The sequence below is a fragment of the Aneurinibacillus sp. UBA3580 genome (assembly GCF_002375825.1).
In the GTDB taxonomy this organism is placed as follows: Bacteria; Bacillota; Bacilli; order Aneurinibacillales; family Aneurinibacillaceae; genus Aneurinibacillus; species Aneurinibacillus danicus.
In genome coordinates, this window is sequence record NZ_DFMZ01000086.1 from 1 (window position 1) to 21619 (window position 21619).

General features: G+C 45.4%; 17 protein-coding genes and 1 riboswitch. Of the genes, 7 read left to right on the top strand and 10 right to left on the bottom strand.

What is annotated here, in order from left to right:
- Nucleotides 1-363: 363 nt before the first annotated feature.
- The 8 genes from B2899_RS12735 to B2899_RS12770 all read right to left on the bottom strand — a co-directional run bounded on the left by B2899_RS12735 (nt 364) and on the right by B2899_RS12770 (nt 7517).
- Nucleotides 364-927 carry a cob(I)yrinic acid a,c-diamide adenosyltransferase gene (locus B2899_RS12735; protein WP_286886290.1) on the bottom strand — a complete coding sequence of 188 codons (564 nt, stop codon included), beginning with the start codon at nt 925-927 and terminating at the stop codon, nt 364-366.
- A 48-nt stretch (nt 928-975) separates the two neighbouring features.
- Nucleotides 976-1929 (bottom strand): D-2-hydroxyacid dehydrogenase, encoded by a 954-nt coding sequence (locus tag B2899_RS12740; protein WP_146811997.1) that lies wholly within the window; start codon nt 1927-1929, stop codon nt 976-978.
- Nucleotides 1930-1962: 33 nt separating this feature from the next.
- Complete coding sequence (locus B2899_RS12745) at nt 1963-2730, bottom strand: class I SAM-dependent methyltransferase (protein ID WP_146811998.1); 768 nt, start codon at nt 2728-2730, stop codon at nt 1963-1965.
- A gap of 45 nt (nt 2731-2775) precedes the next feature.
- Entirely contained in the window at nt 2776-3246 is a 471-nt protein-coding gene (gene bcp / locus B2899_RS12750) for a thioredoxin-dependent thiol peroxidase (protein ID WP_146811999.1), read from the bottom strand.
- 88 nt (nt 3247-3334) lie between these two features.
- The gene (locus B2899_RS12755) at nt 3335-4120 is read right to left on the bottom strand and encodes an ABC transporter permease (RefSeq protein ID WP_146812000.1); all 786 of its coding nucleotides are present in this window, start codon (nt 4118-4120) and stop codon (nt 3335-3337) included.
- Nucleotides 4121-4284: 164 nt separating this feature from the next.
- Nucleotides 4285-5415 (bottom strand): S-layer homology domain-containing protein, encoded by a 1131-nt coding sequence (locus tag B2899_RS12760; RefSeq protein WP_286886295.1) that lies wholly within the window; start codon nt 5413-5415, stop codon nt 4285-4287.
- 307 nt (nt 5416-5722) lie between these two features.
- The gene (locus B2899_RS12765; RefSeq protein ID WP_286886297.1) at nt 5723-6517 is read right to left on the bottom strand and encodes an ABC transporter permease; all 795 of its coding nucleotides are present in this window, start codon (nt 6515-6517) and stop codon (nt 5723-5725) included.
- Nucleotides 6510-7517, bottom strand: coding sequence for an ABC transporter ATP-binding protein (locus tag B2899_RS12770; RefSeq protein ID WP_286886299.1), 1008 nt, complete (start codon nt 7515-7517; stop codon nt 6510-6512). The genes B2899_RS12765 and B2899_RS12770 overlap by 8 nt, the downstream gene beginning before the upstream one ends.
- A gap of 164 nt (nt 7518-7681) precedes the next feature.
- On the opposite strand from B2899_RS12770, the gene B2899_RS12775 reads away from it, so the two are divergent.
- From B2899_RS12775 to B2899_RS12805, 7 genes are all read left to right on the top strand, one after another.
- Nucleotides 7682-8977 (top strand): glutamate-1-semialdehyde 2,1-aminomutase, encoded by a 1296-nt coding sequence (locus B2899_RS12775; RefSeq protein WP_286886301.1) that lies wholly within the window; start codon nt 7682-7684, stop codon nt 8975-8977.
- Nucleotides 8978-9471: 494 nt separating this feature from the next.
- Entirely contained in the window at nt 9472-13968 is a 4497-nt protein-coding gene (locus tag B2899_RS12780; protein WP_286886303.1) for a glutamate synthase-related protein, read from the top strand.
- Nucleotides 13969-14129: 161 nt separating this feature from the next.
- A complete protein-coding gene (locus B2899_RS12785; protein WP_286886304.1) occupies nt 14130-15197 on the top strand; it encodes an FUSC family protein in 1068 nt (355 codons plus the stop codon).
- 56 nt (nt 15198-15253) lie between these two features.
- Nucleotides 15254-15378, top strand: a riboswitch (SAM riboswitch).
- Nucleotides 15379-15462: 84 nt separating this feature from the next.
- Entirely contained in the window at nt 15463-16656 is a 1194-nt protein-coding gene (locus B2899_RS12790; RefSeq protein ID WP_286886306.1) for a 2,3-diketo-5-methylthiopentyl-1-phosphate enolase, read from the top strand.
- Between the two features lies 1 nt (nt 16657).
- Nucleotides 16658-17338 carry an MtnX-like HAD-IB family phosphatase gene (locus B2899_RS12795; protein ID WP_146812008.1) on the top strand — a complete coding sequence of 227 codons (681 nt, stop codon included), beginning with the start codon at nt 16658-16660 and terminating at the stop codon, nt 17336-17338.
- The gene (locus tag B2899_RS12800) at nt 17335-18042 is read left to right on the top strand and encodes a methylthioribulose 1-phosphate dehydratase (protein WP_146812009.1); all 708 of its coding nucleotides are present in this window, start codon (nt 17335-17337) and stop codon (nt 18040-18042) included. The genes B2899_RS12795 and B2899_RS12800 overlap by 4 nt, the downstream gene beginning before the upstream one ends.
- A gap of 44 nt (nt 18043-18086) precedes the next feature.
- Nucleotides 18087-18623, top strand: coding sequence for a 1,2-dihydroxy-3-keto-5-methylthiopentene dioxygenase (locus tag B2899_RS12805; RefSeq protein ID WP_146812010.1), 537 nt, complete (start codon nt 18087-18089; stop codon nt 18621-18623).
- 185 nt (nt 18624-18808) lie between these two features.
- Here the strand turns inward: B2899_RS12805 and B2899_RS12810 are convergent, their stop codons facing one another.
- The gene (locus tag B2899_RS12810) at nt 18809-20515 is read right to left on the bottom strand and encodes a globin-coupled sensor protein (protein ID WP_286886315.1); all 1707 of its coding nucleotides are present in this window, start codon (nt 20513-20515) and stop codon (nt 18809-18811) included.
- Nucleotides 20516-20551: 36 nt separating this feature from the next.
- Nucleotides 20552-20890, bottom strand: coding sequence for a hypothetical protein (locus B2899_RS12815; protein WP_146812484.1), 339 nt, complete (start codon nt 20888-20890; stop codon nt 20552-20554).
- Nucleotides 20891-21619: the final 729 nt, after the last annotated feature.

Consider the following 21619-nt stretch of genomic DNA (forward strand, 5'->3'; position numbering starts at 1 on the left):
AAGCTAGCTTAAGTAATTGAAACGAAATTGTTTCGGGCCCCATAAAAGCATTCACCACACTTTTATGGGTTTGTTTTACTCGCACACATCGAGTGGTACTGTTCAGTTTTCAAGGAACTCATTCTTTCATGCATCGTCGCGTTTCAGCAGCGACTTTTATAATATATCACATACTCACCAACAGTGCAAGAACTTTTTTTATTTCCTTTTGTATCCTAATATGCACAAATTAACTATTTAGCGTATGAGCATGTAATATGTTATCATACCCAAACAATAAATTCAATACAAAAAAGGAGAAGTACCTCCGGCCCTCTCCCCTTTTACACCTTTACATGTTACACGGATTAGTATCGCACCTTCTTACTGTTTCTTTTCATTTTGATGCAAGGTCGGTTCGGGTTTGCCTATCTTCTGATTCACATAGCGGGCTGCGACAAACAAAAAGTCGGATAGACGGTTTAGGTAGCGAATAACGACAGGATTAACTTCCAGCTGTTCACCGACGGAAATCGCTTTGCGTTCCGCCCGGCGCACAACCGTTCGTGCAAAATGCAAGCCCGCTCCTGCCGGACATCCGCCGGGAAGAACAAAATTCGTTAATGCAGGAAGCTCTGCATCCCACTTGTCAATCATCTTCTCCAGATACTCTACATCTGCCTCTTCAATTTTCCACCCTACTTCTTTGCCAGCAGGCGTGGCCAGTTCGGCACCTATATGAAATAGTTTCGTCTGCACAATATGAAATACAGAGAAAAACTCCTGCCATTCATTCCCTTCAGGCATATGGGAAAGCGCAAGCCCAATCGCCGAATTAGCTTCATCACAGGTTCCATATGCCTCAACGCGCGGATCATACTTAGGAACGCGCATACCGTAGACCAGACTAGTCTCTCCCTTATCTCCCGACTTTGTATAAATCTTCATACCTGTTCCCTCCCGCCATCTTTCCTTTTTATTAATGTCCCTCTTACCTTAATATCCTCGACGACAATCAATGACATTCATCATGTCCGACTCCGCCTCTTTATCATATGCAGTAAGGTTATGATGAAAAATCTCTAATGCACGCTCCATATAAAAAGGCGAACGTCCCGACATATGAGGTGTCACCAGGCAATTTTCCAACTGCCAAAACGGAGATGATTTCGGCAGAGGTTCTTCCGAGAATACATCAAGGACTGCCATTTTCAGCTTCCCTTCTTGAAGATGTGTAACCAATGCTTCTTCATCAAGGACCGCCCCTCTGGCAATATTGATCAGCACAGCACTTTCCTTCATGGCTTCCAACTCGGTACGTCCGATAAGGTTGCGGGTTTCTTCCGTCAGAGGCACGATGACCACGATATAGTCGCAACGCGGAAGAACAGTGAGCAAGTCCTTCTGCGCATACATCTCATCACACCCTGATTTTAATGTCCCGCTCCTGCTCACGCCCAGCACCTTCATGCCAAACACCTGAGCACGGCGCGCAATTTCCTCACCGATCGCTCCTACTCCGATGATCCCCAGAGTCTTACCGTACAGTTCTTCCACCCGAATACTGCGATCCCATTCGCTATTGCGCTGCTTCTCATACAGTTCATTCATTTTGCGTGCCACCTGCAGCATGACGCCAAACGTATATTCAGCCATAGGGATTTTATGAATTCCGCTCGCATTCGTTACCAGTATGCCGCGATCAGCTAATAGCGACAGAGGCATCATGTCCACTCCTGCACTTAGCACTTGAATCCATTTTAGTTTTTGCATTTCCGGAATATTCTCCGGTGTCAAATCTTCCCCGTATGTAACCAATATATCTGCATCCATTACATCAGCTTGCGCTTCTTTCATCGAAGCATAAAAGTGAAACTGATGGTGAGGATATGACGTTACCAATTTCTCTTGATGACGCCCACTCATTTTAGCCGTGGATATAATCTTCATTTCTTTTATCACTTCCTCTCCCCAGAAACAGGCCTACCGCTTTTTGGCAACCAAAATCAACTCAGAACTTTCCGGTCCAAATGCTCCTTTAGCAAAATCACCGTAACGCCCTACGACACTGAATCCTGCCAAGCGCAACAAATGATGCATCTCCGCCGGAAAAATGTATCGAATGTGAAACGGAGTTACCACGCGTTGTACAACGACGCCATCCCGGTCCGTACGTTCATACTGCCGGATAATCTCGGCGATTTGCTGAAAATGATCATAGCGTGTATAGTCCCAGACCACCAACCGATCATCGCTCCCTGGAATCGTGTAAATTCCGCGCGTCGAACTTTTTTCATCCTGTTCATATAGATGCTTAATTGTCGGAACAAACACATTCAACCCAAGCAAGCCGTCGTCCGTAAGATGCTTTCGCACTTGACGCAGCGCAGCCATCTGATCTTTAACCGAAAGAAGATGCAAAAAAGACCGATACGGAATTATCACCAACGGAAATGTACGATTCAATTCAAATGTACGCATATCGCCATGCATAAATTGCAATTTATCGCTTACACACGCCATTTCTGCCTTAGCACGCGCTTTCTCAAGCATTTTCTCAGAGGAATCGACACCAACAACCTCCACTCCCTTGAGCGCCAGCGGAATGGACATCCGGCCGGTACCGCACGCCAAATCCAATACCGCTCCTCCTGATTGAAGCGCCAATTCCGTATAGAACGCTATATCGCCTTCCAATCCATTGGAAACGATGTCATAGTATTCTGTCCAATCATAATGAGCGACGCCCATACGCTGTCCCTCACCCTTTCGTCCAGGCTCCTGCCTCTTTCTGAATTACAGATTCTCCGAGATATACTGCAGCGCTTCGTCTACGTGTCCATCCACTTTCACCTTGCGATACTCTTTCCTCAGGCGACCTTCTTTATCGATGATAAACGTCGAGCGCTCAATTCCCATGTATTCCTTGCCAAAATTCTTTTTTAGTTTATATACATCATACAACTTGGACACTTCGGCTTCCGTATCACTCAGCAGCAGAAACGGCAGATTGTACTTTTTAATAAACTTATCATGAGACGTCAAACTATCTGTACTCACACCTAAAATTACCGTATCTTTGGCGGTAAATTCTTCTGCTTTATCGCGAAAATCGCACGATTCCTTCGTGCAGCCCGGCGTGTTATCTTTCGGATAAAAATACAGCACTACATTTTTGCCTCGGAAATCATGCAAAGACACATTTTTCCCATTGCTTGCCGGAAGTGTAAAATCCGGGGCCTCTTGTCCAACCACTGCGTTTGCCATTATGTATTCCTCCATTCCCGTAGAATTTATTCCCCTTCATCTTATCAACTTTTGCCTGATAAAACAAAGGAAGGACATGCTCCTGTCATTAGGAACCTGCCCCCCGATAATGTTTAACCCCGTAATTCCATATCATGACACCCATCACGAAAAATACAACACCGATCACAGGCGTTAGCAGCGTATAAGAATAATACTCTTCCCGTTCCAAGAAATACGCCGCCGGATAAACTCCCACAAACGCAAACGGTAAGATCCATGTCAGCAGAAAACGGATAACCTTATTATAAATATTAACCGGATAACGCCCGTAGCTCTGTATATTCCAAATCATTGGCGAAATTCCCGTCTTCGAGTCGGAGAAAAAGCCGATGGCCGCAATGGCTGTATAGACGCCACCATATACCAGGGCACCGGAGACAACTAGCAAAATAAATACCAAAGGATCATACCATGAGATATCAATTCCCATATGCAGCCCGGCATATATCATAATTACGATGCCGGTCACCGCACCCACCAGTGATTGAGGATCCATCGTCTCTAGCATTACCTGAAAAAGATTGTGTGCCGGTCGGGTTAATATTCGGTCCATCTCTCCTTTGATAATATATTTCTCCTGGAATTCCCATAGATTGAAGAAGGTAGAAAACACCGCATATGGCACAAGAAAAAAACCATAAATAAAGATAATCTCATCACGGGTCCATCCTTTCAGCAGCGTCGTATGCTGAAAGACAACCAGAATAAACACCAGATTCGTAACCTGAAATATAAAATCCGAGACAATTCCGTTTATAAAATCCAGACGATAAGCAAACCGCATTTTAAAATATTGTTTAAGATAATCCCAAAAAAGCGAAAGATAAAACACAAAATCCCTCCTTGCCCCGTGCACCGCATGAACACCTATCCATCTTAATGGTATGCTTTACGCCCGGCAAGTCAATATGCGAAAGAGATTTCCGTGGGAAATACTCGCTTATGCTAATTCAAGCCATAAGAAAATCTGTCTTATTGGCGCCCTGCTTCTCACTGTTATTGGATTCCAAGTACGGAAAGCATTTCTTCCGTAAACAAAAACGGAATATCCGATGTATAAACGTTCCATCCTCCGGTCGCTGGATTTTTTTTCAGCATAACAACGCCTTTAATTGTCTGCGTGTTCTCCAAACTTTCTTCGCCTTCTTTGCTCGCTTTGAGATGATATTTTACCCCGTCCACTTCCACGACGGCAATCCGGTTCCATTTACCGATGACTTTGGCGTTTAATGTACCTTCACGGGTAACTTCCACATTGTATCCTGCTTCTTTAAACTTGCGAAGTACGGCAGAGGTCAGTTCACGGGTCGCTTTATGGTATCCTATATAGCGGCTGTCGCTGATTTCTTTTAATCGCGTCAAATCAAGCGCCTGCAACGCCCGCCCTTCCTCTTCCTCGCCTGTTTTTACGGCTTCAAGCAAGGTTTTATCCGACGGTACCGCATTTTCCTCTAAATACAGCGCATTGGATAGCATCACCATTGCTTCGGCACGCGTTGCGTATTCGAATGGCTTAAAAGTTCCATTCGGATACCCGCTAATAATCTTCACCGAGCTGGCTTTTGCCACTTCCCGTTTGGCCCAGTACGACCATCCGACATCTTTGAACGGTTTTGTGTTCGCTTCATCAAATGCTATCGTATAAGCAAACGCGCGCGTAATAAATGCAGCAATCTCTCCGCGTGTAATATTGCGATTCGGTCCGAATGTTGTCTCCGTTACCCCTTTTACAATACCGAGTGAACTGGCAATATTGACCGGCTTAGAATACCATTGATTCGGCTCGATGTCGGAAAAGGCGCGCGGTTCCTGCTCCCGGTCCTGCTTCAAACCAAGCGCGCTGACAAGCAGAGAAACGAATTCAGCACGCGTAATCTTTTTGTCCGGTTTAATTATAACCGCTCTGTCCCCTTCCACATATCCCTTCACAATTTCGGCATGGATTAAATCATACACTTTATCCCCTGCCCAATGATGCTCAATGTCTCTCGGCAGGTAACTGTTTACGTTACTTATTTCTTTTGCTTCTCCGGCGGTCTCAGCCGCCCATACCTGTTTTGGAAAAACACTTAAAGCACCCAGCGTCAAAGCCAGCATAATTTTACTTACGAAGGTATATTGTTTCACGTAAAAATTCCATCCCTTTCCTCACAGTTCTTCTATTGTATTTTTATAATTATGATAGATATAAATTCTTATCTCCTGTTCATACATATAGTTAGAAAGAGTTGCAATTATAGTAAGCTAGATTTTATACCTTAACCATTATTTTAAAGTAATAACAGGCCTTGTAACTATAGTCATATTTGAGTGTTAAATCCCATTTTTTACCTTACCCTAGTCGCTTTTAACCACAAATTTTTAAAAGAAAAAACCTATAAAGAAAAAGGCCTCCTTTATCGATAAAGGAAGCCTATGTCGGACATGTTCCGCATCAACCACCTTGAATGACTACACTTTTGCGGGCGTACCGCCACATCATCCACGCAGGAAGAAGCAACAGGATAACCCATGTAGACTGTACCAGCAACGCCGAATAAATCTCCTCGCCTTTCATTGCGCCGGTGAAAATCATACCGGGTAAATAGCTAATCGCCTGGAACGGAAGATATTTCAAAATCTCTTGCGCCCACTCCGGATAAAAGCTAATCGGCAAAATCAGCCCCGAAAATAAATCGACAATTACGCGTTTGGCTCTCATAATTCCTTCGTTATTATAGAAGAAAAACGTCAATAGCCCGGTAATCAGGTTAATTTGCGTATTAATTACGAAGCTCATCAGCAGACTAAACAAATACCAGCTCCATGTCGCTGCACTGTCAGGATACTGAATCGGAAAAATAAAACTGACAAGCAGCATGCCCGGCACGGAAAAAAACAGCAGACGGAACAGCCCTTCACCGAACCCTTGCATAAGTTTAACGGTTAGGTAGCTATAAGGACGAATCATCTCGATGGCTACTTTTCCTTCTTTAATATCCAACGCCATTTCCCGGTCAATATTATTGAAGTAAAACGCGCGGGCCATCCAGCTAATCGCCACATATGTAACCATCTGCTGCGAGGTTAAGCCTCCCATACTTGGCTGGCCGCCGTAAATCGCGTTCCACAAGAAGTAGTACGCCCCAATGTTAATGCTGTAAACGATAATGCCGCTATAATAATTCACGCGGTATGCAAGCATGGTTAGAAAACGAATGCGGATAATTTCCGCGTACATGCTAAACATTGATAATCCCCTCTTGATAGATATTGCGCACAATCTCTTCCGTACTTACCGCTTCAATGGAGATGTCTTTCACCTCATAACGGGAGATAATGCGGGACAGCAAATCGGAAACAGCGACATCTTCTTCGCCGAACAACGCACGAAAACGGACCGCGTTCTCTTTTTGCCATGTCACCGGCAGCGTGTCTGTCAGGCGTTCCAGCTCCTCTACTTCAGCCGGCTCTGTAAATTCAATCATGACTCTTTTCTCGCTGCCCCATGTCGTGCGAAGTTCATTTAATCCGCCGTCATAGATGATTTTTCCGCTATCAAGCATGACGACCCGCGACGAAAGCGCCTCGATGTCCGATAAATCATGAGTCGTCAATAAAATCGTTGTTCCGTATGTCCGGTTGATTTCCTTGAGGAAGTCACGAATTTTCAATTTGACCAGTACATCCAAACCGATCGTCGGCTCGTCCAAAAACAACAGCGGTGGGTTATGAATAAGTGCAGCCGCCAGTTCGCAACGCATGCGCTGACCGAGGCTAAGCTTCCGCACCGGCTTGGTTAGAAGCTCTTCGATTTCCAGTACTTCAATGACATGCCCCATATGACGTTTATATTCTTCATCCGTGAGCCGGTATACTTTCTTCAGCAGGGTAAACGATTCCTGCACGGCGATATCCCACCAGAGTTGACTGCGCTGGCCGAACACCACACCGATTGTCCGCACGAACTTCTCCCGCTCCCGATGCGGATCCATGCCGTTTACACGCAGATAACCGGACGTCGGCATCAAAATTCCGGTCAGCATTTTGATGGTGGTCGACTTACCCGCTCCGTTCTCTCCGATATAGCCCACAATCTCACCGGGGGCGATTTCCAGGTCAATTCCGTCGACGGCCCGCATGGTGCGGTACTGGCGGTTGAATAAATCGCGGAATGCCCCTGCAAGCCCCGGACGGCTGTTATATGATTTAAACACTTTTGTGAGTCCTTTCGCTTCAATTCTCAGCATTGTACCTTCCCTCCGTTTTTGCTCCATCAGCTATCATACCGTTTTTGTTCATGGCATTAAAGTCAAACGGGTTAATTTTGTTTATATCCAGCTTCTTCTCCTTCCAACTTTCATCTATATAACGTATCTTTAAATATGGACACTATCATTAGGAGGAATAAATCTTGGATTTCACACGTTCTGAAGAATTATATCATGAGGCGCTCGATGTCATCGTCGGAGGCGTCAATAGTCCTTCCCGCGCTTTTAAAGCGGTAGGCGGCGGCGCGCCTGTCACTATGGCGAGAGCGGAAGGCGCGTACTTCTGGGATGTCGACGGCAATAAGTACATAGACTATCTGGCCGCATACGGCCCGATTATCACCGGTCATGCGCATCCTCATATTACGGAAGCGATTATCTCCGCAGCAAAAAATGGCGTATTATACGGTACCCCAACACCATGGGAAACCGTCTTCGCCCGTAAAATCCGCGAGGCTATTCCTTCCATGGAGAAAATTCGGTTCAACAATTCCGGTACAGAAGCAGTGATGACAACCATTCGTGTAGCACGTGCCTATACGGGGCGCAATAAAATTATGAAGTTTGCAGGCTGCTATCACGGCCATTCCGATCTTGTGCTAGTTGCCGCTGGTTCCGGGCCTTCCACGCTTGGCATACCGGATAGCGCAGGTATTCCGCAGTCCATCGCAGATGAAGTCATTACCGTACCATACAACGATATCGATGCATTTGCCCAGGCGATGGAAAAATGGGGCGAGCAAGTGGCCGGCGTACTAGTGGAACCGATTGTCGGCAACTTCGGCATCGTAGCACCGGAAGAAGGTTTCCTGGAAGAGGTGAATCGTATCACTCACGAAGCCGGAGCACTTGTTATCTACGATGAAGTGATTACCGGATTCCGCTTTATGTACGGCGGAGCGCAAAACCTGTTAGGTATTGAACCGGACTTGACGGCTCTTGGCAAAATCATCGGAGGCGGCCTTCCGATCGGTGCATATGGCGGGCGGAAAGAAATCATGGAAAAAGTGGCGCCACTCGGACCGGCTTACCAGGCGGGTACGCATGCCGGAAATCCACTGTCGATGCAGGCTGGCATCGCTTGCCTGGAAGTACTTGAACAGCCTGGCGTCTATGAAGAAATGCATCGTCTGGGCAAAATGCTGGGCGAGGGTCTTAAGCAAGCAGCCGACGAAGCGGGCGTCCCTGTAACCATCAACCGGGTAGTCGGTGCGCTGGCTATGTATTTTACAGATAAGCCTGTGAAAAATTATGATGATGCCAATACAGCCGACGGCGACATGTTCGCCCGGTTCTTCCGCGCCATTCTTGAAGAAGGCATCTGCCTCGCTCCCTCTAAGTATGAGGCGTGGTTCATTACAACATCCCATACGGAAGACGATATCATTTATACAGTTGAAGCCGCAAAGAAGGCTTTTATTAAAATACAAAAAAAATAATAAATATGCAATGAATTTTCTCATCAAGGGTGCAATTGTTAATTGCGCCCTTTTTGTATAGGCAAATATTATTAAATCCCAACGTTTTTGTCACATAATATGACATCTAAGGAAAATCGAAGGATAATTTTGATCATTAATGGAAAATGCGTATTATCATCCGAATATTTAAATACAATAAAACATTATTGTTCGCTTTTTAACTATTGTTATTTATATTCTAAATTATTCTAATTGTTAAGGTTTCATAAATAAAAGCGTTTTCATTTGAATAATTAATCAAATTGATATTGTAGAAAGTAACATTTCATGATATTCTATACTTACTTTTTTGACAGTTCTGTTTTGTTTTTCTTATCGAACTGTTTTATAAACGAATGTATAACGTTCGTTTTTTCTGGAGACCGACCTATACAAAGAAAAACGGTCTTTACTTTTCGTGTGAGAGACTATTGTTTATTAGGAGGTGAAGGTCAGTTTAGCTGACCGAAACGATGAAGAGAGCAGATTTCGGTAATTTCCGCAATCACCTGGCAGAAGAGCACGATAGCTGTGGCATTATCGCTATCATAGAGAAGAACGGAAAACCTCATCGCGATAATATCTCCAAAATTATCGACGGTCTTGTAAAGATGGAACATCGTTCCGGTTTCATCGACGGCGAAGGTGACGGTTGCGGCATTCTGAGCGACATCCCCCGGGAACTTTGGGCTAAAAAGCTCGCAGATGCCGGAAAAGCGGCTGAACTGGCATACTCCCCTTCTTTCGCTGTGGCCCATATTTTTATTCCGAATAAGGGCCATAATGTTGAGAGTGTAATGGAAGATATCCGCGGCATGTTCAAACAGGAAGGTCTTTCCATTGAATTGGAGCAGAGAAACGCCGTAAACAGCGAAGTGCTCGGCAAGAATGGTCGCGCCGACGAGCCTGTATTCTGGCAGCTCGCTTGTAAATATGAAGGACCAGCCGTTATCGAAAAAGCGTTATTTGAATTGTTGATTGCAATCGAGAAAAAGCATAATGTTCATGTCGCTTCCCTGAGCAATCATTCGGCTTCTTATAAAGTCATGGGCGCAGCCAACATTCTTCCGGAATACTTCTTGGACATCCAGGAGCCGGAATTCGCTTCGTCCGTAACGATAGGGCATAACCGTTATTCCACTAACACGCTGTCCAACTTCTTCCGCGTACAGCCGTTTACGATTCTTGGACATAACGGGGAAATTAATACGATACGTAAATTGGAAGATGAAGGCGATATGCTTAACGTTGATCTGGTAGACGGGGGCAGCGATTCGCAGAATATGAACCGTACCATCGAGACACTTATTCACCGTTATGATATGTCCCTGTTTGAAGCGCTAGAAATGGTTTTCCCGCCGATTATTAACGAGATGAAGAACCTGCGACCTGAACTGCAGGATTTATACGTATACTACCGTCAAACATGGGGCCATTATGCACAGGGCCCGGCCGGAATTGTCTCCCGTTACGCCAACGAGTGCGTATTTAGCGTAGACGCGCTGGGCTTGCGTCCAGTATGGATGGTAGAAAGCGAGACATCATTGTATTTCTCTTCCGAGCAGGGGGTTATCCCGGTATACGAAATGGTTAACGAGCCGAAAGCGCTCGCGCCGGGCGAAAAAGTGGGCGTACAGCTCAATCCGGGCCAACCAGTTACAATTATTCCTCATCATGAGCTGCAAAATATCGTGCTGGAACGTTCCAGCAAACGCGCTGATTTCACCGGTTTCCGCAGCCAGCTTCATTTTACGGAAACTCCTTTGGCTGCCAAAGCACCTCATGATGATATCAAAACGGTAACCAACCAACAATATGCCGCTTACGGATGGGAGCGTGAACACATCCAATTGGCAGAGCAGATGTCCACCAATGGCGCGGAACCGATTCGTTCCCTTGGGCATGACGCGCCTCTGGCTGCCATTGCGGATGTGCGGCAAAATATCGCCGATTTCATTAAAGAAAGCGTTGCAGTCGTTACCAATCCGGCGATCGACCGTGAGCGTGAAATGGAGCACTTCTCTACTCGCGTCGTGTTGGGCGGACGCCCTGGACTCTTCCCGCAATCAGGTAACCTGACCAAAGCGCTTGAGCTTCCTTCCCCTTTGCTGGTTGAAGGAAAAAGCCTGCAAGAACTGGCCGATAAGCTTAATACCGTTTCACTTGAACAATTAATGGAGCATTTCGGGACAGAGGCCCACATTCTGCCGGTATACTTTACAGATGGAGAGACGATGCCGCAAGCGCTCGATCGCATTGCACAAAGCACGGTAGAGGCGGTGAAGAACGGGGCACGTATTCTGCTGTTCGACGACAGCATGGCTCATCAGGAGAACCAATACTGGATCGATCCGCATCTGGTAATCTCCAAGGTCGATCGCGCATTGAAAAAAGCGGGATCAAGAGGCAACGATAACTTGCGCCGTCAGGCAAGCCTTATTATCCGCTCCGGTTCCATTCGCAACTTGCACGATTTAGCAGTAGCGCTCGGACTGGGCGCAGATGCGGTAGCGCCGTACCTGCTGTTTGCGACCGTTTTCTCGAAGGAAGGAGCGGCTTCCGTCGAAAATCTCTTTAACGCATTGAATAAAGGGCTGGAAAAAGTGATTTCCACCATTGGTATTCATGAACTTCGCGGCTATGCACGCCTCTTCTCTTCCATCGGTCTTCGTGATGAAGTGGCTGATGTGCTTGATATCGTTAATTTCTGCGGCAGTGATAAAGCCGGTACCTCATTCGCCGAACTGGAAGCGGACAGCAAGAAACGTTATGAAGAAGCGAATGATGAGAAAGCACGCCCGGCAAAAATCTTCCATCTGTGGCCGCGTGTCTGGAAGTCTATCGGTGAAGTGGCCTCAGGAAGTCTGCCGTACGCCGATTTTGCGGAGAAGTTGTTGGAGCAAGAACGACAAAATCCGCTATCCATCCGTCATCTAACGGAGTTTAATGTGTCGAAAGCAAACAAAAAGGTAGCGCCGGAGCAAGTGGACGTCTCTATCGGCGAACACAGCCTGCCCTTTATGATTTCGTCTATGTCGTTCGGTTCGCAGAATGAAGTTGCATTCCGCGCTTATGCCGAAGCGGCAGACCAGTTGAACATGATTAGCTTTAACGGTGAAGGCGGCGAGATTAAAGACATGCTCGGCAAGTACCCGAGAACCCGCGGACAGCAAGTTGCTTCCGGACGCTTCGGAGTAAATGTAGAGCTGGCGAACTCGTCCAACCTGCTTGAGATTAAAATCGGGCAGGGTGCGAAACCGGGTGAAGGCGGACATCTGCCGGGCAAAAAAGTAACAGCGAAAGTTGCAGCGGCACGGAACGCAACGCTCGGGTCTGACTTGATTTCCCCGTCAAACAACCATGATATCTATTCGATTGAGGATCTGGCGCAGATTATTACCGAATTAAAAACCGCGAACAGCGAAGCAAAAGTGTGTGTCAAAGTGCCTGTTGTACCGAATATCGGCACTATCGCGGTCGGTATTGCCAAAGCGGGCGCGGATTTCATCACATTGAGCGGTTTCGACGGCGGTACGGGTGCCGCGCGTGTCCATGCGCTGCAGCATGTCGGCCTTCCGGTAGAAATCGGTGTAAAGGCAGCGCACACGGCGCTTATCGAAGCCGGACTCCGTGATAAGGTAGAATTATGGGCTGACGGCGGAATTAAAGGTGGCCATGACGTGGTCAAAATGATACTGCTCGGCGCCAACCGCATCGGATTCGGTACGCTCGCCATGCTAGCAGTCGGCTGTACGACATGCCGCGGCTGCCATCTTGATACTTGCCACGTAGGTATTGCAACGCAAATCGAGTCTGTCGAAGAAGCCAAAGAACATGGCTTGCGCCGCTTCGTACCTCGTGTATTTGATGTAGCAGTAGATAACTTAAAACGCCTCTTTACTCAAATTGGCCAGGAGGTACAACGCATTACTGCCGAGCTTGGATTCGAGCGTACACAGGACATGGTAGGCCGCGCAGACCTGCTTGTACAGGAACGCGGAAAAGAACAAATGGATTTGACGGCTCTGCTCGCAAGCGCCCCGTTCCCGCTGAGTGATCCGGCACGTGTCGAATCAAAAGTCCTGGTCGCTGTAGGTGCCGAAGGATATGAAGCACAAGACAGTTATGCTTCTCCACATGCGCCGATTAACGAAACATTTACTAATGTTCTAAGCGACCAGCGTGTACTGGGCAGCCGCTACTCCGGCGCCCGTGTGAAACCGTATCTGGACGGCAGCTACGTAAATCTGCCGGAGGTATCTCTTACCTTCAAGAACGGGAGCGTGCCGGGGAACGGGCTTGCCGCTTTCAATGCGGAAGGCGTATCGATTCGTGTATATGGCGGCGCACAGGACGGTGTCGGTAAGACCGGCTTCGGCGGCCGTATAGCTATCATGAAATCGATGAATGCACATCGCCAATTTATTAACGGTTCTGTGGGCAAGAGCTTCTGCTATGGCGCCCAAAAAGGTCTGTATATTGTACAAGGAAATGCGGACGCCCGTGCCTGCATCCGCCTGTCAGGGGCTGATGTCGTCATCGGTGGTGAACTGCAAGAGCCGATTAACGATGAACTGGGCGGTATCGGTGCACGGGCCAATATCAAGGGCTTTGCCTTCGAGTATATGACAAACGGGCGTGCCGTTGTGCTGGGTGACCCGGGTCCATGGATTTGTTCCGGTATGACCGGCGGTACGGTGTATCTGCGTCTTCAGCCGGAGATGGGACTTGATAAAGCTGCAATCGAGCGCCGCATTGCAAAAGCGGCTAAAGTCACACTCGACTCGCTGAATGCTAAAGGCAAAGAAGACCTCGCCTACCTGCTCGGCGAATACATTGACGAGCTGGAAGCAAGCGGCCAACAGGAGAAAGCAGCCCAAATCCAGAAACTGTTGGATAACGTCGAACAGCACTTCATTATGCTGTCACCGATGAAAGAACAGGCCGATCCGTCTATCGCTACCGAATAATTTTTCGCGTATAATTTTCACCTGCAGCTCCCAATTATGCAGTGTGATTACCACCTATACGGCAGCCGTCCTTCTCCCAGGGGCGGCTGCTCTTTTTTTGTTGCTTTTTTTAGGAACCGTGGTAATATACATTATTAGCAAAGCTACTGTTTGGAGGAATTATGCGCGTCGGAGCACGTATTTTAAAGACAGGAATCGCCCTTATTCTGGCGCTGCTTGTCTGTCAATGGTTTGATTTAAAGCCTCCTGTTATTGCGGCTATTGCAGCTACGCTAAGTATTGAACCAACCGTATATCGTACGTTGAAAAGCCTGAAGGAACAGATGGAAGCCAATCTTATTGGTGCTATTCTGGGTATAACGGCAACATACTTTCTGGGTGCGGAACCGCTTGTCGTGGGCATCGTCGTGATGCTCGTCATCATCATCAATCTGCGCCTTAAGCTGGAAAGCAGTCTTGTGCTTAGCGTAGTAACTGTTATTGCCGTAATGGAAACGACAGAAGGCAGTTATCTTTACTTTGCAGGGAATCGTTTCTTGCTTACCGTTATAGGGGTCTTTTCAGCAGCGGTGGTTAACGCTCTGTTTATCCCTCCTCATTACGAGCGGAGATTATTTAAAGAAATCTCGGAAACAGGGGAGAAATTCTCCATACTGATGCGAACACTTATCCACAGTGAGATGGAAGAAAAAGTATTCCGGGAAGAAAAGGATAAAATCAAATCCAATTTCAAAACGATGGACCAGCTGTACGATTTGTACACAGAAGAAGTCACCAAGCTGCGCAAGTTCACATACTCCGGCCAAAAAAAGCGGGTCATTTTTAAGCAGATGATGACGGTACTTCATAAAGAAATGGATATGCTGCGCACATTCGAGCGCCATATTTATTCTTCTTTCCAACCGGGACATCACCTTTTTCCGCTCATCCAAAGTCAGTTGGAGGCTTTGACGGAATATCATAAAAATATTTTGTTGACATATGACGGCATTTTAAAACCGCGGGAAGACTGGCATCTTCCGGACGAAATACTCCGGGAAAACAACCAACTGCTGCACAGCTTCATGACGCTGTACCCTGAAGTGAAAGATACGCCTGATCCAAAAGATGACGGACAATGGCGCCATTTATTCCCTGTGGTGGCAGAAATTCTTGAATACGCCAACCAGCTTGAGAGATTAAGCAAACTTGTGCACACATTCCATAATCACCAGGGAGAAGAAGAATAAAATCTATTGACATATTAACAATTTCAAACTATTATTAAACACAGACAATTTCATCTTTCTTATCACGAGAAGGCTGAGGGACTGGCCCTATGAAGCCCGGCAACCTGCTTGTGTCTTTTTAAAGACGGCGAGCAAGGTGCTAATTCCTGCAGAATGGATCATTCATTCTGAAAGATAAGACCGTGAAGTTCGAAGCTTTGAACGTACCGCTCTCTTTCTTTCAGAAAGAGAGCGTTTTTGTTTTTCCGGAAAGGATGAAGAGACAATGAGCGAATATATTACTGTCAGTTATCTAACCGAAGCGAAAGATTTATATAAAAAAGCCGAAGCCATCGCAGTAGGCATGACTGTCGGCAGTTGGACCGACCTGCCGCTCGCCCGTCAGGAAGTGCTGGCTCCTTACCTGGGCACAGTCGGCAGCGTAACGATTACAGAAGAAAAAGATGGCCTCCAGCAGGGTATCATCGCCATTCAATATCCGACGGGAAATATTACTCCCGATATTCCGGCTCTGCTGACTACAGTGTTCGGCAAGTTATCCATGGACGGAAAAATCAAGCTGGTGGACATCGACTTTCCTCCTTCCCTGCTGGCCCAGTTCCCCGGACCGAAATTCGGGATCGCGGGCATCAGAGAATTGGTGGACGTCCATGACCGTCCGCTATTGATGAGTATTTTCAAATCCTGCTTAGGCCTTCCGCTCGGCGAATTGGAAACACAGTTCGCGGCACAAATAGAAGGCGGGGTCGACCTGGTAAAAGACGATGAAATCTTCTTTGTGGACGATAAAGCACCGCTGGCCGAACGATTGGCCGCCTATAATCGAATCATCGAAGCGGCCGGGCGCCCTGTGCTATATGCAGCCAACCTGACCGGCCCAGTGCACCAATTGGTGGATAAAGCAAAATATGCAATTGAACGCGGAGCTAACTGCCTGCTGCTGAATGTACTGCCGTACGGTTTCGATATTTTGCACCGTCTGGCAGAAGATCCGGACATTAGCGTACCGCTTATGGCACATCCTGCGATGGCCGGAGCTTTCTACGCCGCAGATGAATACGGTATCGCCTCTTCGCTCTTGCTTGGTAAACTGATGCGTCTTGCGGGCGCGGACCTAATTTTGTATCCGTCTCCGTACGGATCGGTTGCTCTGGACCGTACGGAAGCTCTCGCGATTGCCGAGCATGCACGATCATCTAACGGTGTACACAAATCCGCCTTCCCGGTGCCTTCCGCAGGCATTCATCCGGGCCTGGTTGCCAAACTGTATGAAGATTTCGGAACGGATGTAATCGTTAATGCCGGCGGCGGCGTACATGGCCACCCAAACGGTACGGCAGACGGGGCCCGTGCCTTTCGTGCCGCCATCGACGCGGTTGTGCAGGGTCAAACGCTTGCCGAAGGCGCAAAATCAAGCCAGCCGCTTGCTCTGGCGCTTGAGAAATGGGGTAGCGCATAACATGAACAAACAGATTGTTATCTTTTGTGATTTTGATGGGACAATTACTGAGAAGGACAACATTGTCGACATCATGCGCGAGTTTGTTTCGGAAGAACAATGGAAGCCGATTGTAGACGACATTTTCGCTAAGAAAACCAGTCTGCGTGCCGGTGTGTACGACTTGTTTCAGCTTATACCGAGCACGCGCAGGCAGGAGGTGACCGACTTCGTATTGAACCGTGCCCGCATACGCGATGGATTCGATGATTTCGTCGATTACTGCCAGAAGCAAAACATCCGGCTGCTGATTACAAGCAACGGCATCGACTTTTTCATTGAACCGATTCTTGCGGCTTATACAGAGAAAATTGATACCATTTACTGCAATCGAAGCGACTTTTCCGGCGATAACATTGAGATTATCTACCCGTATTCATGCGACGAGCATTGTGATGTGGATTGTGGAATGTGTAAAACGACCATCATTCGCCGCTACGATAGCGAGCGCTATTTTAAAGTCGTTATCGGCGACAGCATTACCGACCTTGAAGGGGCGAAAATCGCCGATGCGGTTATTGCCCGCGACTATTTAAAAGAAAAATGCGAAGAACTTGGCATTGGCTATAAACCTTTTTCGAATTTCCATGACTGCATAGAAGCGCTGACTGATTTTATTACGCGAACGGAGGTAACCCAATGAGCGTATACACACACGAAACACGCCAACAGGTCTTTCAACAATTGGATAAAGTGAAATTGGCGTTTGCGGCCAGGGACTGGTTCCCTGGCACAAGCGGCAACCTATCCATCAAGATTAGCTCCTCTCCGTTGCTTTTGGCAGTAACGGCGAGCGGCAAAGATAAAACAATCTGCACGCCGCACGACTATCTGGTCGTGGACGAAAACAGCAAACCGTATGAGACAACCTCATTGAAACCGTCGGCGGAGACTCAAATCCACACGGCTATCTATCGCAATATTCCGGAGACAGGCGCCGTATTCCATGTTCATACAATTCCTAATAATATCATCTCTGAACTATACGGCGATCAGGGATATGTGACACTGCACAATCAGGAACTCATCAAAGGGCTTGGCATATGGGAAGAAGGCGCCGAAATTCGCATTCCAATCGTCGAAAACTATGCTGATATCTCCCGTCTTGCAGAAGAGGTGGAACGCGCACTCTACCCACGAGTGCCGGGTGTACTGATTCGTAACCACGGCATTTATGCCTGGGGAGGCAGTGATTTTGAAGCAAAACGTCACTTGGAAGCATTTGAATTCCTGTTCGCGTATCACCTGCAATGGCTACAAGTCCGCCATCTCGCTGGATCACTTGCAGGACAACAAGCGATTCAAAACACACATTCACTAACCTATCATGCAACCGGGCGACAATAATTCAATTACTATAAAAAGAAGATTCGAAAGAGAGGGAAAATAAAATGGCTTACATCACTTTTCATGATACAAACAAACAAATTGTTAAAGGAAATGAAGTCAAAGAATTTCTGAGTACACAAGATGTTATTTACGAAAAATGGGGCGTAGATCGTCTGGATAAAAAATTAAAAGAAAATTACACACTGTCTGATGAAGAAAAACAACAAATTATCGAAGCATTCCGCGCTGAAATTGATGACCTGAGCACGCGCCGCGGCTATCAAACAGAAGACATTGTGGTACTTTCAGAAGCAACGCCGAATCTAGAAGCACTGCTCGATAAATTTAAAGAAGAACATCACCATACGGATGACGAGGTTCGTTTCTGCGTAGACGGCCACGGTATTTTCACATTGAAAGGCAATGACGGACGCTATTTCGACGTTGTAATGGAGCCGGGCGATTTGATTTCCGTGCCGGCATACACCCGCCACTGGTTCACCCTGTGCGAAGACCGCAAAATCAAATGCATCCGTATCTTCGTCACACCGGCTGGCTGGGAAGCGATTTACGAAGAAACTGAAACAGCGGCAAATTAATATATAAATCGAATTTGAAGTTTCGACATTTATATAGTGGTATGAGGAATAGAGAAAAGGGGAGAGAAGCACGGGCAATTGTAAAGTGGGAAAAAGCGATTGCTTTTTCCTTCTGCTGATTCGTTGTTATCTCTTCTCCACTTTCTCTTCCCTCACTCCACGAACGAATACGGCTTTCTCATAAATTATTTTAAAGACTTTAACAAATCATCAATATATGATAACACTTCTTCAGAAGCTTTAGAAAGTAAACGCAAATGATTTTCAGCTTGAGGAATATCTCCATTCTTATATGATTCTGCAGCCAATCGCGCCTGCTCGTGTACCTGTTGATGTGGAATATCTAATAATTCAAAGCTGCTATGATCTCCAATTCTTTCGCGGGTTGCAGCATCAAAATACCATTTACCCAATCGACAAACCTTATGGGAGGACACATCTTCCGGATGTACTATTTCATATCCAAGAATCATGTTATAAATACGCCATTTCCATAAAATATGGTCTGTCTTTGCTAACTGTAACAATGCCCTGGTAGACAACTTAATATTATTACGGAATACTTCTGTTCGCAGCGACTCTGTCATTTTACTAAGCTCGTACACAGTTTTCCCTGTATCTTTTCCTAACTCCCCAATCTCCTCTGTAAGCTGGCTAATAGATACCATACGTTGCGAGATTTCATCTATGGAAGCTGCTTGCTGTTGGGAAATGGCTGCCGTATTGCTGGTTGCATCGTTGATTCGCTGAATGTCTTCCGTAATTTCCGTTAAAATAGGGAGAGCTAATTTTGCCTCATCTACTCCTTTTTTTATAGATTCAGCAGTTATCGCGATAGTATTCGATACATCTGAAGAAAACACTTTTAAATCTTCCGCACTCACATGAACCTGATGTAATGAATCAACCGTGCTTTCTGCAAGTTTTCGTACCTCATCGGCCACTACGGCAAATCCGCGGCCATGTTCACCTGCTCTAGCTGCTTCAATAGAAGCGTTGAGTGCAAGTAAATTGGTTTGATCTGCAATACCCCGAATAATTTCAACGACATTGACGATAGAAGAAATATGCTTCTGTAAAGAAGAAAATTTATCAACAATACTTTTGAATTCTTCTTCCGTATGAACAATATCGTTAAGCGCCTTTTCAATTACCTGTTTTCCTTCTGTCGCTTTCAATACAGCCATTTCGGTTTTTTCTGCTACGGATGTAGCATTACTTGCAACTTCTATAATTGAAGCTGTCATCTCTTCTGTTGCTGCCGTTACAGTTTGTGTATCCGAATTTTGCAAATCGAGTTTCCTAATTAAATCTTTAATTTGCATAATTTCAGAATTTTTATCCATCAACCGTGCAATTCCTTCAGCTACTTGTTCCATAATCTTTTCAGTGTATACTTCAATTAATACTTGATGTTCGATATTGATAGCACGCTGTAACACTTCTGCTAATTGCAAATAGGTTGACGGCAAAATTGTTTTTTTAGAAAATAAAGATATTTGCAAAAAGAAATGCAGTTGATTGAAAGCCACAATTAGCTTTCCTACATTATAACGTCTTATCCGAAGTTCATTAAAAAAAGGAATAATTTTATCTACATACTCTTTATCTCTTTTTTCATTAAAGAAGGTATAAAGGTATCGTTCGATTTCCTCGGTATGAATCTCCTGTTCTCCTTCTTCCTTCAACTCAATAAGGTATTTATGAAAAAGATCGACGGCTTCTGAGATTGATTCCTCTACGATTTCTCTCACTTGAGACAGAATATTTTCATCTTCTTCTGTAAAATGATTGTAGACCAGTGTATCTTTAAATCTTCCCTTAAATTCAATATTCGTTCCTCTTTCTGCAAGTTTGAGCGCAGAAATTTGAGGGCGGATACGTTTAAACATAAAATCCCTCCTTAATTCCCAAAAAAGTCTGACTGTTTAACGATATTTATGAGAATTATCCAATTGTTCTTTAAAAAGCTTCTCTAATAGTTCCTTCACGTACGGATGTCTATAACCACTCTCATATTCAAGCCTGTACATTTGACTCCATAAAGAGTTGTATACCTGACGTACTTCGTGGGGAATGCACTCCCCAAAATGATGTTGAAGATGAATGAGCATAAATTTTGCTTTATTTCGCTCCTGTATATTATTCTGGCATTTCCCCATATCGATCTCTAATATTTTTTTATTGGCCTCATGAAGCAGTGTATTAATCATCTCTTTCTCGTTGCTAAATCTTCTTCCTTCATATACAAGTTTCTCATCTTTCATATGCCCCCTCCCCACTCAGCTATTTTTGTCATGTTGTTTATGTTGTTAATTCACGTAAAATATTTTACCACGCATTGTCAATTAGGACAATTTGATTATTTTTATTTTTATTTATAGTTATATTATACTAAATTTAATAATTTTTTCTCCCATTTGTGAAATAGTTCATAAATAGTTTCATTTAATAATACGAGTTTAGTACATATTTTAATTACCATTGACTAATATTAAGACATTTCAAAATAGTAAAGCCATATTGCTAACTATATAAATACCAAGTTCATCTTTACTCTTCACTTTAATATCCTCTACAGATAGCTGCCCATTTTCCGACATCATCGATAGCAACACAAATGAAGTATTGGTGTAAAAAATAGATAACTTTGCGTATAGCACTCATATCTGTTATTTCTTGTTTTCATAGCTTCCTGAAAAACATGAGTGGGAGTATCACACGTTTCTGTACGTAAGAAAGCCTCATAATTTTCCACACCCAAATTAGTAAAGAGAATATAGGTGCTGATACAAATGATAAAAAGACCCATCACCTACCAGATTGTCTACTATACCTATATTTCTCATAACTCCTTATTTCCTTTGATCTTGATCCCTGAATTGTTATCTTGAGGGTATTGCCAAACAAAATATTGTAAATATAAACCTATAAGTCCCCTTCATTTTTTACACGTTCTTCCTATCTAACAAAATCGCCATTTTGTTAGATTAAAT

Coding starts and splice junctions, on each gene's coding strand:
- B2899_RS12795 (WP_146812008.1), top strand. CDS start 16,658: ATGAACAAACAGATTGTTATCTTTTGTGATTTTGATGGGACAATTACT.
- B2899_RS12770 (WP_286886299.1), bottom strand. CDS start 7,517: ATGCTGAGAATTGAAGCGAAAGGACTCACAAAAGTGTTTAAATCATAT.
- B2899_RS12745 (WP_146811998.1), bottom strand. CDS start 2,730: ATGGGCGTCGCTCATTATGATTGGACAGAATACTATGACATCGTTTCC.
- B2899_RS12805 (WP_146812010.1), top strand. CDS start 18,087: ATGGCTTACATCACTTTTCATGATACAAACAAACAAATTGTTAAAGGA.
- B2899_RS12790 (WP_286886306.1), top strand. CDS start 15,463: ATGAGCGAATATATTACTGTCAGTTATCTAACCGAAGCGAAAGATTTA.
- B2899_RS12765 (WP_286886297.1), bottom strand. CDS start 6,517: ATGTTTAGCATGTACGCGGAAATTATCCGCATTCGTTTTCTAACCATG.
- B2899_RS12815 (WP_146812484.1), bottom strand. CDS start 20,890: ATGAAAGATGAGAAACTTGTATATGAAGGAAGAAGATTTAGCAACGAG.
- B2899_RS12810 (WP_286886315.1), bottom strand. CDS start 20,515: ATGTTTAAACGTATCCGCCCTCAAATTTCTGCGCTCAAACTTGCAGAA.
- bcp (WP_146811999.1), bottom strand. CDS start 3,246: ATGGCAAACGCAGTGGTTGGACAAGAGGCCCCGGATTTTACACTTCCG.
- B2899_RS12740 (WP_146811997.1), bottom strand. CDS start 1,929: ATGAAGATTATATCCACGGCTAAAATGAGTGGGCGTCATCAAGAGAAA.
- B2899_RS12785 (WP_286886304.1), top strand. CDS start 14,130: ATGCGCGTCGGAGCACGTATTTTAAAGACAGGAATCGCCCTTATTCTG.
- B2899_RS12780 (WP_286886303.1), top strand. CDS start 9,472: ATGAAGAGAGCAGATTTCGGTAATTTCCGCAATCACCTGGCAGAAGAG.
- B2899_RS12800 (WP_146812009.1), top strand. CDS start 17,335: ATGAGCGTATACACACACGAAACACGCCAACAGGTCTTTCAACAATTG.
- B2899_RS12735 (WP_286886290.1), bottom strand. CDS start 927: ATGAAGATTTATACAAAGTCGGGAGATAAGGGAGAGACTAGTCTGGTC.